A 16,091-nucleotide genomic window follows, 5' to 3' on the forward strand; every position below is an offset into this window, starting at 1 on the left:
ATGGAAAATTTAAATTTAATTTTACCTGAAATTTTTATCTCATTATCAATAATGTTTTTACTTGTATTGGGAGTATTTAAAAAAAATAGTTCAGGCATTACTTTTAACTTGTCTTTATTTGTATTTTTGATCGCCGCAATAATTGCTATTAACGAAACCTTCTCTGTGAATAGAGAAACTTTGTTTAATGGTAGTGTTGTAATAGATAAGATGTCTTCATTTATGAAGATCATTACATTATTAGGTGGTTTTCTAGTATTGGTTATTTCTTCTAGTTATTTAAAAATATTTAAAATTTTTAATATTGAATATCCAGTTTTAATTTTGAGTTCTGTACTAGGAATGATGGTTATGATTAGTTCTAATGATCTAATTGTGTTTTATATGGGTCTAGAATTACAATCATTAGCCTTATATGTTTTAGCAACTTATAACAGAGATCAACTAAAATCATCTGAAGCAGGTTTAAAATACTTTGTATTAAGTGCATTATCATCAGGATTATTACTTTATGGATGTTCACTAATTTATGGTTTTTCAGGATCTACAAACTTTGATGTGATTTCCACACAACTTAATTCAAATGAGTATGTACTGACTTTTGGGATAGTTTTTATTTTAGTAGGTTTAGCATTCAAAATTTCAGCAGTGCCATTCCATATGTGGGCACCAGACGTATACGAAGGATCTCCAACTACAGTAACTTTATTTTTTACAATGGTACCAAAAATTGCTGCGTTAACTGTATTTATTAGATTTTTATATGTTCCATTTTTAAATCTAATTGATCAATGGCAAATGATAATTGTATTTTTATCTATTGCCTCAATGCTATTTGGTGCAATAGCAGCTATTGGACAAACAAATATTAAAAGACTAGTTGCTTATAGCTCTATTGGACACATAGGCTATACATTGGCTGGTCTTGCCACTGCTTCTAATGAAGGAATTCAAAGTTCAATAATTTATATTTCAATTTATGTTGTAATGAATTTGGCCCTTTTTTCTTGTTTGTTAATGCTTAGAAGAAATAATCAATATTACGAAGATATTGATGATTTATCTGGTTTATCGAAAAATCATCCATTATTATCACTTTCTTTACTTGTAATATTGTTTTCATTGGCAGGGATTCCACCATTAGCAGGATTTTTTGCTAAGTTTTATGTTTTCAAAGCAGTTTTAGAACAATCAATGTATTTTTTAGCTATTGTTGGATTGTTATCTACTGTTGTTGCAGCTTTCTATTACTTAAGAATAATTAAGATTATGTACTTTGATAAAGAAAAAGATAAATATGATATGGATCATAGTTTGTGGTTAAAATTTTCATTAACTTTTTCTACAATATTAATTCTTTTGTACTTCATATTTCCAAGCCAGTTAATTGAAGTAGTATCAAGAATTAATATTATTTAATGAAATTTAAGAAATTTAATTTTAAAATAATAAAAAGTACTAACGATACAGCTGCAAGAATAATAAAAAAAACTAACTATAAATTTGGTATGGTTGTTGCTGAAAAACAATTTAGTGGTCGAGGTCAGTATGGAAGAAAATGGATTTCATATAAAGGTAATTTATTTGCCTCTTTTTTTCATCCACTTGATGAAAATAGATTCTCAATAGAAAGAGTTACAAAGTTAAATTGTAATTTAGTTAAACAAACACTCTCTAAATATATAAAAAATAAAATTAACTTTAAAAAACCAAACGATTTATTAATTAATAAAAAAAAGATTAGTGGGATTTTACAAGAAATTATAACGAAATCAGATAAAAAATTTTTAATTACAGGAATAGGGATCAATGTAATAAAAAATCCAAATATTAAAAATTATCCAGCTACAAATTTATATAGAATAACAGGAAAAAAAATTAATAAATCTGAATTAGAAAAAAATTTGAAACTAGTTTTTGAAAATAAAATATCAAAAATGTATAAAATAAATTAATTAATATGTATATTTTAGGTGACATAGGAAATACTGACACTAAAATTTTTTTAGTTTCCAAAAGAAATAAAATTTTAAAAAGAATTACTTTTATTTCAAAAAAAATAAGTAATAACCAATTAAAAATCTTATTTAAAAAAAATAAAATTCAAATAAATAAAATTGAAAAAATATTGTTTTGTAGTGTTGTCCCAAACACTTTTAAAATTATAAAACACTACTTTTCTAAAATCACTAAAGTTAAATGCAACGAGGTAAAAAACTTGAATTTAAAATCAATGATCAAAATTAAAGTTGATTACAAGCAGGTAGGTTCTGATAGAATTACAAATGCCATAAGCTTATTGGATAACAAAAATAATTATATAATTTTAGATTTTGGTACCGCTACAACATTTGATGTTTTAATAAAAAATACATATATGGGAGGAATAATAGCTCCTGGAATCAAGTTGTCTCTTAATACTTTGTCAGACAGAGCTACTTTAATCCCAAAAATTGAGCTTAAACGTATGAAAAAAGTAATAGGCAGCAACACACTTTCTGCTGTTAGATCAGGTTTTTTTTGGGGTTATTCTGGTTTAATTGACAATATGATTAATTTAATTAAGAAAGAGACAAGAAAATCCTTTAAAGTTGTATTGACAGGTGGATTTTCTGATTTATTTACAAGTTCAATAAAATCAAAAGTTAAACATAACCAAGATATTACAATTAAAGGTCTAATAAAAATTTCTGAGCAAATAAAATAATATGAAAGATGAATTGTTATTTTGTCCACTGGGTGGATCTGGTGAGATTGGTATGAACATGAATTTGTTTGGTTACGGTCAACCAAGCGATCATAAATGGATAATGGTAGACATTGGTGTAACTTTTGCTGATGACACTATACCAGGTGTTGATTTAATTTATCCTGATCCTGGATTTATTGTTGAGAGAAAAGATAATTTGTTGGGTATAGTTTTAACTCATGCACATGAGGATCACATTGGAGCAATCGCACATTTATGGCCAAAATTAAGATGTAAAATATTTGCTACTCCATTTACAGCAGTTTTGATTAGAGAGAAGTTTCGAGAAAAACAAATAGATGTTACTAATGATTTACAAATTGTTGAATTAAATGGAACTGTTTCATTAGATCCATTTGAAATTGAATATATAACCTTAACTCATTCAATTTTAGAACCTAATGGCTTAAGAATAAAAACTCCTGCTGGTGTAATTTTACACACAGGAGATTGGAAAGTAGATCCCAATCCACTTATTGGTGACAATATAAATGAGAAGAGATTAAAAGAAATTGGTGATGAAGGAGTATTAGCAATGATATGCGACTCTACTAATGTTTTTAGTGCCGGCAAGTCTGGATCTGAACTTGATGTTAGAAAAAATATGTTAAATGTAATGTCGAGATTGAAAAAGAGAATTATAATTACTTCATTTGCATCTAATGTAGCAAGAATGGAGACAGCATTTTATTGTGCTGAGCAAACAGGAAGACAAATTTCACTAGTTGGAAGATCGATGCATCGTATTTACAAAGCTGCACGTCAGTGTGGATATTTAAAAAATACAATTGAACCAATTGACCCTCGTGAAGCTAAAAATTTCTCAAGAGAAAAAATAGTTTATCTTTGTACAGGTAGCCAAGGAGAACCAATGGGAGCCATGATGAGAATTTCTAGTTATGTACACCCTGATGTTTTTATTGAAAAAGGTGATGCTGTAATATTTTCATCAAAAATTATACCTGGAAATGAAAAAAAACTTTATAAATTGCACAACCAACTTGTTAAAGATGGTATAGAAGTGATATCTGAAGAAACTGAATTTGTTCATGTTTCTGGTCATCCAAATAGAGAAGATTTAAAAGAAATGTATCAATGGGTTAAACCTAAATGCGTAATACCTGTACATGGTGAACATAGGCACATGATAGAACACATAAATTTTGCAAAAGAAATGCAAGTTCAATATCCTGTACAAGTAGAAAACGGTGATATAGTTAAGTTGTATCCTGGTAATCAGCCTGAAGTTTACGACAAAGCTCCAAGTGGGCGATTATATTTAGATGGCAATGTAAGTGTTGATCCAGATTCACAGTCAATAAAAGATAGAAAAAATTTGAGTGCTAATGGATATCTTGAAGTAACTTTAATGATAACGCCTAAAGGAAATATTCACAACAATCCTGTGCTTTCTTTTCGTGGGTTGCCAGTAGATGATAGAGAAGAATTTGTTTATGGGTTAGAAGAAGAAATAGAAAAAACTTCTAGAACTTTTAAAATTGGAAGCAAGCAACAAGAGCATAATTTAATTGATGCATTAAAAATTGCCTGTAGAAAATTTTCTAAAGAAAGAACAGGGAAAAAACCATTCACTAATATTAACCTAGTTAGAATTTAATGAGTGTAACTGGTTTAGTAATTATCTATGTAATTATATGGTGGATAGTCTTCTTTGCTATACTTCCTATTGATGTAAACAGAGCAAAAACAGTAAAAATTGATGGTGAAGATCCAGGATCACCTGAAAACCCAAAAATGTTGAAAAAATTCTTGTATTGCACTGGTATAACAACTGTAATTTTTATCATTATTTATTTACTAATAAAATTTGAATATTTAAATTTAAGAAATATGATTAGTTAAGATGCTTTTATCAAATTCATTTATTCCGATATTAAAAAATAATCCTTCTGAAGCAAAAATTAAATCACATCAATTAATGTTGAGAGTTGGTATGATAAAGCAAGCTTCTGCAGGGATATACTCATGGTTACCTTTAGGCTTCAAGGTAATGAAAAAAATAGAACAAATTGTTAGAGAAGAGCAAAATAAGATTGGCGCTCAAGAAATATTAATGCCAACAATTCAATCTAGTGAGATATGGAAAGAAAGTGGTCGATATGATGATTATGGTGAGGAGATGCTTAGAATAACTGATCGTCAAAATAGAGAAATGCTTTATGGACCTACCAATGAAGAGCAAGTTACAGAAATTTTTAGATCTTCAATTAAATCTTATAAATCATTACCTCAACTTATGTACCACATACAATGGAAATTTAGAGACGAAATAAGACCTAGATTTGGAATAATGAGGGGAAGAGAATTTTATATGAAAGATGCCTATTCATTTGATGTATCAGATGAAGAAGCCTTTTTTTCTTATAATAAATTTTTTCTTTCATATTTAAAAACTTTTAAAAGATTAGATTTAACCGCAATACCTATGGCTGCTGACACAGGTCCTATTGGAGGAAATTTATCTCATGAATTTATTATCTTAGCAGACACAGGAGAAAGTAAAATTTTTACTGATAAAAGAATTTTTGATTTAAACAGCGATGATACTCAATTAGAAAAATCTTCATTAGAAGAAATGAGAAAAAAATATGAGCAATTCTATGCTGTGACGGATGAAAAGTTTAATAAAGATGAATTTGAAAAAATAGTTTCTAAAGAAAATCAATTAATCACAAAAGGTATTGAGGTGGGCCATATATTTTATTTTGGAGACAAATATTCAAAACCTATGAATGCATCAGTAGATTTACCAGGTGGAAAAAAAGATTTTGTTAAAATGGGTTCTTATGGAATTGGTGTATCAAGGCTAGTTGGGGCAATAATAGAGGCAAAATATGATGAAAAAAATGAAATCATGAAATGGCCATTGTCTGTTGCTCCATATGATATTGCTTTGATACCAATGATAAATAAAAACGATAATTCAGCATTAGATAAGGCAAATAATATTAACAGTGAGTTATTAAAAAATAATATTGATGCTCTTATTGATGACACTGATGAAAATTTTTCATCCAAAATTAAAAAAATGAATTTGATTGGGGCTCCGTACCAAATTATCATTGGTAAGAAGAGTGAGGGTGATTTACTAGAGTTCAAAGAAACAGGTGGTGAAACTCAAAACTTACCTTTAAACAAAATTATAGAAATTATTAATAAACAAAAAAATTCAATTTGATTTCTACTTTAGAAAAAGAAATTACTTTTAGATTTTTAAAAGCTAGAAAAAAAGATGGCTTTTTAAATGTCATTTCAATATTTTCCTTCATTGGAATAAGTTTGGGTGTTGCTGTTTTAATTATTGTTATGTCAGTAATGAATGGTTTTAGAACTGAATTAATCAATAAAATTGTAGGATTTAATTCACACGTAACTGTTAAACCTTATTCAAATTCAATAGACGAAACTAAAATAAATAATAAGCTAAAGTTAATCTCTAAGAATATTATTTTTAGCAATTCAGGAGAGGCAATTATTCTTAAAAACAATAATACCAAAGGAATATTGTTACGAGGCTATAAACAAAATGATTTTTTAAATTTAGAAGTATTAACAAATAAAAAATTCAAAGGTGAATTAAATCAATTTGATGAAAATTTCATATCAATTGGAAGTGAACTAAGTTTTTCTCTAGATCTTGAAATAGGAGATGAATTGACCTTAATGTCACCATCTGGTGTTCAAACAATAATTGGTAGCATGCCAAAACAAAAAACTTTTACAGTTAATTCAATTTTTAATAGTGGTTTAGCAGAATTTGATAACAATATTGCATTTATAGAACTTAATGTTTTAGAAGAGTTTTTTGGATACGATCCTGACGAAAGAAATTTAGAAATTTATCTGAAAAATCCAAATAATATTGAGTCTCAAAAATTAATAGTGAAACAAGTTTTTGATGATGATTTTGTCTTTAGTTGGGCAGATATGAATAGTTCATTATTTTCAGCACTTAAAGTTGAACGTAATGTTATGTTTATTATTTTGTCATTAATAATAATTGTTGCTGCATTTAATATTATTTCAGGTTTAACTATTTTAGTGAAAAACAAAACAAGGGATATCGCCATCTTAAAATCAATTGGAGTATTAAATAAATCAATAATTAAAATATTTTTTTTAGTTGGAGTAATAATAGGTACTTCTGCAACAATTTTTGGTATTTTTTTAGGTGTAACTTTTTCTATTTATATTGAAAATTTTAGACAATTTTTAAGCTCAGTTTTCAATATAAGTTTATTTCCTGAAGAAATATATTTCTTAAGCAAGATGCCTTCTGAGATCAATTCGACATCAATTATTCTAATTTCAGTTTGCTCAATAATTATAACTATTTTAGTATCAATTTTTCCAGCATTTAAAGCGGCTAGATTGGATCCAATTAAATCTTTAAAATATGAGTAAGTATTTAGAATTAAAAAGTATATCCAAAAGCTTTGAGACTGAAAAAAAGATTAAAGTCTTAAAAGGTTTGTCACAAAATTTTGAAAAAGGTAAAATTTATTCAATCATGGGCCCTTCAGGTTCAGGTAAATCAACTTTGTTAAATTTAATTTCTTTAATAGACAGACCTTCATCAGGTCAAATTATGTTTAATCAAAATCAAATTAATTTTAATGACACAGAAGAAAATGATATTTTTAGATCAAAAAAAATTGGTATTGTTTATCAACAAAACAATCTTCTTTCTGATTTTACTGCCATCGAAAATATTTATTTAGCATCACTTGCTAACAATAATGACAAAGAATTAGCAATTATAAAGGCTAAAAAATTATTAAAAAAAATTGGTCTTTCAAATAGATCAAATCACTTTCCTTCACAACTTTCTGGTGGTGAGGCTCAAAGAGTAGCTATAGCAAGAGCTATCGTAAATGATCCTGAAATAATCTTGGCAGATGAGCCAACAGGTAGTTTGGATATGAATACTGCAAAAGAAGTTTTTAAACTTTTATACAATCAAAAAAAATCAGATAGATTAATAATATTTGCAACTCACAATAGATTTTTTGCTAATAAGGCAGATTGCCTATTGGAGATGAGAGATGGTATTATAAAATCATCTAATGTCTGAGTCATTAAATCAAAACTTTAATCATCTAAAAGTCCATACACAATATTCTATATGTGAAGGTGCAGCCAAGATTGATGATTTACAAGAATATTGCAAATCAAAGAAAATTAAATCTTTAGGAATCAGTGACACCTCTAATTTATGTGGAGCTTTAGAATTTGCAGAAAAAATTTCTAAATCAGGAACACAACCAATTATTGGTACTCAAATTAATTTTAAATTAAATGATACAACTGGATTGTTACCTTTATTTGCTTTGAATGAAACAGGTTATAAAAACATTATTGAATTATCCTCGAATTCATATTTAGAAAATGATGAATTAAGTGACCCTCATGTCAATTTTGATGAATTATTAAAAAGTTCTGATGGTGTTTCAGTTTTTTCAGGTACAGTTTTAGGTCTTTTTGGAAAATTATTTGATAAAGGAAAATTTACAGAAATAAACGAAATTTATTCAAAAATTAAAGAAGTTTTTGGAGATAGGTTTTATTTAGAAATTCAACGACACAACGACACTAATGAAAATGGGTTTGAAAAATTTAATCTAAAAAAGTCTATAGAACTAGAAATACCAATAATTGCTACTAATGAAGTTTTTTATTTATCAAAAGATATGCATGAAGCACATGATGCTTTGATTTGTATTGGTAACAAAACCTATATTAATGAAAAAAATAGATTAAAATTAAGCGATCAACATTATTTAAAAACTAACTCTGAAATGACAGAGTTATTTGCTGATATACCAGAAGCATTAGAAAACAATTATAACTTTCCTTTAAGATGTAATTTTAGACCATTATTCTCTAATCCTATATTGCCAAACATTAGTACTGATAAAGATGGTAATGCAGATGATCTTTTAACTAAATATTCTTTAGAAGGACTGCGAGATAAATTTTTAAAAGTATTTAATATTAAAAATGATGAAATTGAAAATGATAAAAATTTTGTTCTCTATAAAGAAAGATTAGACCATGAGCTTTCTATAATTATTAAAATGAAATATTCGAGTTATTTTTTAATTGTATCTGATTATATAAAATGGGCTAAAGAAAATGATATACCAGTTGGTCCTGGTAGAGGTTCAGGTGCTGGATCATTGGTTGCTTGGTGTATATCAATTACTGATGTTGACCCAATTAAGTTTAATCTAATTTTTGAGAGATTTTTAAATCCAGACAGAATTTCTATGCCTGATTTTGATATAGATTTTTGTGAGGATAAAAGAGACCTTGTTTTTGAATACTTAACAAAAAAATACAAAGATAGTGTAGCTCACATAATTACTTTTGGTAAACTTAAAGCAAGGATGGTGATCAGAGACGTTGGTAGAGTTATGGGATTACCTTATGGGTTTATTGACAGCATATCAAAAATGATACCTTTTGATCCTTCCAGACCACAAAATTTAACTCAATGTATAGCTGGAGAGCCAAGATTACAAAAACTCATTAATGAGGATACCAGAGTGAAAAAATTAACAGATTTATCATTGAAATTAGAAGGTCTGAACAGAAATGTTGCTACTCATGCAGCAGGAGTTGTGATTGCAGATAAAAAATTAACAGAAGTAGTTCCTTTATATAAGGATACTTCTGCAGATTTACTTTTACCTTCAACACAATTTGATATGTATTCAGCTGAAAATGCTGGTTTAATTAAATTTGATTTTTTAGGGTTAAAGACATTAACAGTAATAAATAACACTCAAAAATTAGTTAGAAAAAAAGATAAAAAATTTAATATTGAAGAAATAGATTTTGATGATCAGAAAGTTTTTGATCTATTATCATCTGGTAAAACAGTAGGCTTATTTCAAATTGAAAGTGCTGGAATGAGAGAAGCCTTGCTTCATATGAAACCAAATCATATTGAAGATATTATTGCACTAGTAGCATTATATAGACCAGGCCCAATGAGCAACATACCAACCTATAATGATTGTAAACATGGAAAGCAAAAACCTGATTACTTACACCCATTATTGGAAGATATTTTAAAACCCACATATGGGGTAATTATTTATCAAGAGCAAGTAATGCAAATTGCTCAAAAACTCTCAGGATTTACTGCGGGTCAAGCCGATCTTTTAAGAAGAGCAATGGGCAAAAAGAAGAGAGCAGAACTAGAGAAACAAAAACAAGGTTTTATTGCTGGAGCAGTTAAAAACGGTATTGCTAAAGATGTTGCAGCTGGAATATTTTTAAAAATCGAACCTTTTGCAGAATATGGTTTTAACAAAAGTCATGCTGCTGCTTATGCAATAATTTCTTATCAAACTGCATATTTAAAAACTTATTATCCTAAAGAATTTATTGCCGCATCAATGACTATGGATATTTCTAATCAAAATAAATTAAGTGAGTTTTATGAAGAATTAAAAAGACTTAATGTTGAAACAATTAGACCTGATATTAATGAATGTTTTGCTGATTTCAGAACTATTGATGGAAAATTTTATTATGCCTTAGGTGGAATTAAAGCTGTAGGTTATGAGGCAATTTCTAATATTGTTGAAGAAAGAGAGTTAAATGGAAAATTTAAATCTATTAATGACTTTATAAATAGAGTTAATCCCAAAGATATAAATAAATTACAATTAGAGGGATTAGTAAAAGCTGGAGCATTTGACAATTTAAACTCAAATAGACAAGCAATCTTTAACTCAATACCTAATTTAATTTTAAAAAATAAAAATATTTCTGAAAATAAGCTAGCCAATCAAATAGATTTATTTTCTGATAACATTGAAACAGAAGAAGACATTATCGTTAAAATAGAAGATTGGAAATTTGAAGAGCGATTATCAAAAGAATTTGAAGCATTAGGATTTTTTATATCTGATCACCCATTAAATCAATTTACAGAAATTTTTGAAGACTATAAAATTAATGATTATGCAAAATTTATATCAGATGATAATTCAGAAAATGTTAATGTAGCTGCAACATTACTTAAAGTTCAAGAGAGAAAAACTGCTAAAGGAAATGCGTATGCTGTTTTAAAGTTAACAGATTTAAATAGTGTATTTGAAATATTTATTTTTTCAGATTTGTTAGAATTAAATAGAGAAATTCTAAAAGAAGGCAACTCATTAATTTTGACCTTAGTTAAGAATATTTCTAATGATGAAAACCGTTTTAAAAGAATTAATGTTCAAAAAATAACTTCTTTAAAAGATTTGTTTAATAGTCCAATTAATGAAATATCCTTTAATGTTAAATCTATTGAACAAATCCAAGAGATTTCAAAATTCTTAAATCAAGATGGCAAAACCCAAGTAAAATTTAATCTCTCAACAGAGGATCAAATTTTAAATTTTCGATTAAAAAAACCAATGAATCTTGATAGAAAATCTTTAAATCTTTTAAGAAAACAGCAAATTCAAGCAGAAATTAGTTAAATAAAACTTGTCAATTTTAACAAATATTTGTAAATAACCATTAAATTAAATTAACACGCACACAGTTGTTGGTTTTATACCTCCGGTCCTTAATTGGAAATTACTGTGGTGGCTTAACCGGGAATAAATATGAAAATACCTAACGTTACAATTCAACAATTATTAGAAGCTGGTGTTCATCTTGGACACAAAACTTTGAGATGGAATCCAAAAATGAAGAAATACATTTTTGGAAAAAGAGACTCAATTCATATTATAGACTTAACTCAGACACTTGAATTAACTAAAGCAGCTTTAGAAAAAGTATATAATACAATAGCAAATAATGGAAAAATTTTATTTGTTTCAACTAAAAAACAAGCATCAGAAGCTATAGCTGAAGTTGCTAAAGATACAGATCAGTATTTTGTAAACTATAGATGGTTAGGTGGAATGCTAACTAATTGGGGAACAATATCTAATTCAATTAAAAAATTAAAAAAATTAGAAATTGATTTAGCTGCTGAAAATAGAGGTTTTACTAAAAAAGAACTTCTTAAGATGAGTGTTAAAAAAGACAAACTTCAAAGATCATTGGGCGGAATTGCAGAAATGAAAAAAGTTCCAGAATTAGTTTTTGTAATTGACACTAATTATGAGTCATTAGCTATTGCTGAGTCATCAAAATTAGGTATTCCTATAATTGCTATTCTAGATAGTAATTCTAACCCAGATCATATTGATTATCCAATTCCAGGTAATGATGATGCAAGAAGAGCTATAGATCTATACTGCAACCTAATTAAAGAAACGATCAATAATGCAAAAAGTTCAATTCAATCATCTGAACCAAAGCAAGTAACAGCAAAAGTAGATAATGGTGATGATAAAAATAAAACTATTCAAGAAATTGATAGAGAAAAGTTAGAAAAAAAATTCTCTAACGAAGATAAAGGAAACTTAAATTAAAATGAGCGATATAGAAAAAGTAAAAAAATTAAGAGAAGCAACAGGTGCTGGATTTAAAGATTGTAATTTAGCAATCAAAGAGTCTGGTGGTGATTTAGATAAAGCAATTGAAATTTTAAGAGTAAAAGGAATATCAAAAGCTTCAAAAAAAATGTCTAGAGACGCCAAAGAAGGTGTTGTTGTAGTATCAGGTGATGAAAACAAAACTTCTGTAATAGAAGTAAATTGTGAAACTGACTTTGTTGCAAAAAATGATGACTTTATAAGCTTTGTTAAAGAATTAAGTGAATTAAACAACCAACACAGCTCTAATCAAGATGAATTAAAAAAAGCTGTGATGAAAAATGGGCAAAGTGTAGATGATAATTTGGTAGCGCTAATTGCAAAAATTGGTGAAAAGATTACGATTGGTAAATCAAAAACTATTGAAAATAAAAGTGGAGTAAATAACCATTACCTACACACAGTTGTAAAAGATAATGTAGCAAAATTAGCTGTATTGGTATCTCTTGATACGAGTGATAAATCAGATACAGTTAAATCATTTGGTAAACAACTTTCTATGCATATTGCAGCTTCAAATCCATTGGCATTAGAATCAAATTTAATTGATCAATCTATAATTGATAAAGAACAGGAGTTAGTTGCTGAAGAATTGAAAAACTCAGGTAAACCTGAGGAAATAGCTAAAAAAATAAGCTTAGGTAAAATGAACAAGTTTAAAGAAGAAAATGCACTTTTGACTCAGGCTTGGGTAATGGAACCTAAGAAAAAAGTCCAAGATATCGTTAAAGAACTTTCTATAGCAGATTTAAAAATTAAGGAATTCTTTAGAATAAAAATAGGAGAATAAATGTTTGATGAAAAAGCATATGGTGTAAAAATGGATAAAGCCATAGATGTATTTTCTAAAGAATTATCATCCCTGAGAACAGGTAGAGCTAACGCCGCAATGCTAGATCTAGTCAAAGTTGATGTATACGGTCAACAAATGCCAATCAATCAGATTGGGAGTATAACAACTCCTGAACCAAGAATGATAAATATTCAAGTGTGGGATGCAAACAATGTACATCTTTTAGATGCTGCAATAAAAAAATCTGATTTAGGTCTTAATCCACAAATAGATGGTCAATTAATTAGACTTCCTATACCAGAATTGAATGAGGAAAGAAGAAATGAATTAAAAAAAATAATTAAATCAATTGGTGAAAAATGCAAAGTTTCTATAAGAAATATTAGACGAGAGGCAAACGAAGACCTAAAAAAATTATTAAAATCTAAAGAAATTGGTGAAGATGATGAAAAATCAAAAGAAAAAATTATTCAAACTATAACTGACGATCATATAAAATCTGTTGATGAGAAAGTTTCTTTAAAAGAAAAAGAAATAATGACAATATGAACCCATTAAATCATGTGGCCATTATCATGGATGGTAATGGGAGATGGGGTATCAAACATTTTAATTCAAGAAACAGAGGTCATAAAGAAGGTTTAAAAACTGTAGAAAAAGTAATCAAACATTCAATAAATACAAAAATTCCTTATTTAACTCTATTTGCTTTTTCAACTGAAAATTGGAAAAGACCAAAAACTGAAGTGAATTTTTTATTTAAATTATTAGAGAATTTTTTAAAAAAAAAAATTGATGAATTTAATAAACACCAAATTAAATTAAAAATAATTGGTGAAAAAAAATTTCCTAAAAAACTAAACAAACTTTTAAATGATTGTGAAACAAAAACAAAAAAAAACTCAAAATTACAAATAAATTTAGCGCTTAATTATGGTTCAAGAAATGAAATAATTAATGCTATAAGATTATTAAAAAAAAATAAAATTAAAATTAGTGAAAAAAATATTTCAAAATTACTTTACACTAGAGATATTCCTGATCCAGATTTATTAATTAGAACAGGTAATACAAAAAGATTAAGTAATTTTTTATTGTGGCAGATTTCATACTCTGAAATTTTTTTTTCCAAAAAATTATGGCCAGATTTTAATATTAAAGATTTTCAAAATATTTTGAATAAATATAATAAAATAAAAAGAAACTTTGGAAAGATATAGTGACCAATGAGATATTAAAAAGAGTTATAAGTTCAATTATACTTTTAATTTTAACTTTTTACTGCATAATTAAAGGTTCATATTTATTTAATATATTACTAATTTCAATTTTAATTATTTCCTTAATAGAGTGGCATAAAATGTCCAAATATAAATCATATTATGTATATGGTATTTTGTATTTAATTTTTTCATTATACATTGTTTTTCTTTTAAGATTTGCTTTTACTAATGGGTTATCTTTATTTATATTTGTTACAATAATTTGCATTTTAACTGATTTAGGTGGATTTATTTTTGGAAAAATTTTTCAAGGTCCTAAATTAATTAAATATAGTCCAAACAAAACATATTCTGGCTTATTGGGTAGTTTTGTTCTATCATTCTGTATTATTCCTATTAATTTTATTTTCGATTTTATAAATGGTGCTTCTATTTTAAGTTTAGCAATATTTACTTTTATAGTTTCTGGTACCAGTCAGTTAGGTGATATTTTTATTTCATACTTTAAAAGAGTCTCGAAAATAAAAGATACTGGTAATATTATTCCTGGTCATGGGGGCCTTTTAGATAGAATTGATGGCATGATTTTTGCATTTCCATTATCTTATTTTTTAATATTGATAAATTTTTTAGGGATTTTTAAATGAAATTAAAAATAGCAATTTTAGGATCAACTGGTTCAATTGGCAAATCTCTATTAAAAATTATCTCAAAAGATAAAGAATACTTTAAAATTTTTTTATTAACTGCAGATAGAAATTACAAGCTAGTCTTATCACAAGCTAAAAAATTTGATGTTAGAAATATAATAATCACAAACAAAAAATATTTTAAATTAGCAAAGGTTAAAAATAAAAATAAAAGGATAAATATTTATAATAATTTTAACAATTTAGAAAATATTTTTAAAAAAAAAATTGATTATGTAATGAGTGCTATTGTTGGATTGGATGGTTTAGATCCAACTTATAGGATCATTCCACATACCAATAAGATTGCAATAGCAAATAAGGAAACAATCATATGTGCATGGCATTTAATCAAAAAAAAATTAAAAAAATATAATACAGAATTTGTACCTGTTGACTCTGAGCATTTTTCAATCTGGTATTCTTTAAAAAATAATTCTAAAGAAAATATTGAAAAGTTATATCTAACAGCATCAGGTGGACCTTTATTAAAAATACCTTTGATAAAATTTGAAAAATTAAAAATCAGTAAAATTATTCATCATCCAAATTGGAAAATGGGTGAAAAAATTAGCGTCGATTCAGCAACAATGATGAATAAAGTTTTTGAAATAATTGAGGCCAAAAAAATATTTGATTTAAATTATAAACAAATTTCTATAATGGTACATCCAAGCTCATATGTTCATGCAATTATAAAATATAAGGATGGTATGATTAATTTAATTGCACATGAAACAACAATGGAAATTCCAATATTAAATTCTTTGCCTTACTCAAATAAAAATAAATTTAAAACAAAAAAAATAGAATTTAATAAATTAAACAACATGGAACTCTCTAATGTTGATAAAAATAAATTTCCTTTTACAAGACTATTAAGCATGATACCAAAAAAAGATTCTTTATTTGAAACTGTTCTTGTTTCAGTAAATGATTATTTTGTTGGACTGTTTCTCAACAAAAAAATTTCATATTTAGAATTAATTCAAAATATATTTAAATCTGTTAATAAAAGACAATTTGTTAAGTATAAATTTCTAGAAGCTGATAAAATTACTGATATATTTAACCTAAACAAAGAAGTAATAACAATATTAAAAAATAATAAATATTATTGAT

Annotated in this window: 15 protein-coding genes; all 15 read left to right on the plus strand. The window is 26.7% G+C overall.

All coding sequences use genetic code 11. The annotated features are described in order from the left end of the window. The 15 genes from nuoN (at position 1) to ACTTAW_RS04640 (ending at position 16,090) form a co-directional block, all read left to right on the plus strand. The gene (gene nuoN / locus ACTTAW_RS04570; RefSeq protein ID WP_440651307.1) at positions 1-1,419 is read left to right on the plus strand and encodes an NADH-quinone oxidoreductase subunit NuoN; all 1,419 of its coding nucleotides are present in this window, start codon (positions 1-3) and stop codon (positions 1,417-1,419) included. After that, the gene (locus ACTTAW_RS04575; protein ID WP_440651308.1) at positions 1,419-1,955 is read left to right on the plus strand and encodes a biotin--[acetyl-CoA-carboxylase] ligase; all 537 of its coding nucleotides are present in this window, start codon (positions 1,419-1,421) and stop codon (positions 1,953-1,955) included. Before nuoN ends, ACTTAW_RS04575 begins: the two co-directional genes overlap by 1 nt. 5 nt (positions 1,956-1,960) lie before the next feature. Continuing rightward, the gene (locus ACTTAW_RS04580) at positions 1,961-2,707 is read left to right on the plus strand and encodes a type III pantothenate kinase (RefSeq protein ID WP_440651309.1); all 747 of its coding nucleotides are present in this window, start codon (positions 1,961-1,963) and stop codon (positions 2,705-2,707) included. 1 nt (position 2,708) lies between these two features. Then, complete coding sequence (locus ACTTAW_RS04585) at positions 2,709-4,367, plus strand: ribonuclease J (protein WP_440651310.1); 1,659 nt, start codon at positions 2,709-2,711, stop codon at positions 4,365-4,367. Continuing rightward, on the plus strand, positions 4,367-4,612 hold the full coding sequence (locus ACTTAW_RS04590) for a DUF1467 family protein (protein WP_440651311.1): 246 nt from the start codon (positions 4,367-4,369) through the stop codon (positions 4,610-4,612). Before ACTTAW_RS04585 ends, ACTTAW_RS04590 begins: the two co-directional genes overlap by 1 nt. 1 nt (position 4,613) lies before the next feature. Then, complete coding sequence (gene proS / locus ACTTAW_RS04595; protein WP_440651312.1) at positions 4,614-5,948, plus strand: proline--tRNA ligase; 1,335 nt, start codon at positions 4,614-4,616, stop codon at positions 5,946-5,948. Next, positions 5,945-7,174 (plus strand): lipoprotein-releasing ABC transporter permease subunit, encoded by a 1,230-nt coding sequence (locus ACTTAW_RS04600; RefSeq protein WP_440651313.1) that lies wholly within the window; start codon positions 5,945-5,947, stop codon positions 7,172-7,174. Before proS ends, ACTTAW_RS04600 begins: the two co-directional genes overlap by 4 nt. Then, positions 7,167-7,844, plus strand: a complete 678-nt coding sequence (locus tag ACTTAW_RS04605) for an ABC transporter ATP-binding protein (protein WP_440651314.1) — start codon at positions 7,167-7,169, stop codon at positions 7,842-7,844. Before ACTTAW_RS04600 ends, ACTTAW_RS04605 begins: the two co-directional genes overlap by 8 nt. Beyond that, the gene (dnaE, locus tag ACTTAW_RS04610) at positions 7,837-11,253 is read left to right on the plus strand and encodes a DNA polymerase III subunit alpha (RefSeq protein WP_440651315.1); all 3,417 of its coding nucleotides are present in this window, start codon (positions 7,837-7,839) and stop codon (positions 11,251-11,253) included. Before ACTTAW_RS04605 ends, dnaE begins: the two co-directional genes overlap by 8 nt. Before the next feature lie 129 nt (positions 11,254-11,382). Further along, positions 11,383-12,201: a 30S ribosomal protein S2 gene (gene rpsB, locus ACTTAW_RS04615; protein WP_440651316.1), complete on the plus strand. Its 819-nt coding sequence runs from the start codon at positions 11,383-11,385 to the stop codon at positions 12,199-12,201. 1 nt (position 12,202) lies between these two features. Then, positions 12,203-13,054 carry a translation elongation factor Ts gene (gene tsf, locus ACTTAW_RS04620; RefSeq protein ID WP_440651317.1) on the plus strand — a complete coding sequence of 284 codons (852 nt, stop codon included), beginning with the start codon at positions 12,203-12,205 and terminating at the stop codon, positions 13,052-13,054. Then, positions 13,055-13,606, plus strand: a complete 552-nt coding sequence (gene frr, locus ACTTAW_RS04625) for a ribosome recycling factor (RefSeq protein ID WP_440651318.1) — start codon at positions 13,055-13,057, stop codon at positions 13,604-13,606. It begins immediately after the preceding gene. Next, on the plus strand, positions 13,603-14,277 hold the full coding sequence (gene uppS / locus ACTTAW_RS04630) for a polyprenyl diphosphate synthase (protein ID WP_440651319.1): 675 nt from the start codon (positions 13,603-13,605) through the stop codon (positions 14,275-14,277). Before frr ends, uppS begins: the two co-directional genes overlap by 4 nt. A gap of 140 nt (positions 14,278-14,417) precedes the next feature. Beyond that, the gene (locus ACTTAW_RS04635) at positions 14,418-14,927 is read left to right on the plus strand and encodes a phosphatidate cytidylyltransferase (protein WP_440651320.1); all 510 of its coding nucleotides are present in this window, start codon (positions 14,418-14,420) and stop codon (positions 14,925-14,927) included. Next, positions 14,924-16,090, plus strand: a complete 1,167-nt coding sequence (locus tag ACTTAW_RS04640; protein ID WP_440651321.1) for a 1-deoxy-D-xylulose-5-phosphate reductoisomerase — start codon at positions 14,924-14,926, stop codon at positions 16,088-16,090. The genes ACTTAW_RS04635 and ACTTAW_RS04640 overlap by 4 nt, the downstream gene beginning before the upstream one ends. Position 16,091: the final 1 nt, after the last annotated feature.

The sequence above is a fragment of the Candidatus Pelagibacter sp. HIMB1495 genome (assembly GCF_052047955.1).
Taxonomy (GTDB): Bacteria; Pseudomonadota; Alphaproteobacteria; order Pelagibacterales; family Pelagibacteraceae; genus Pelagibacter.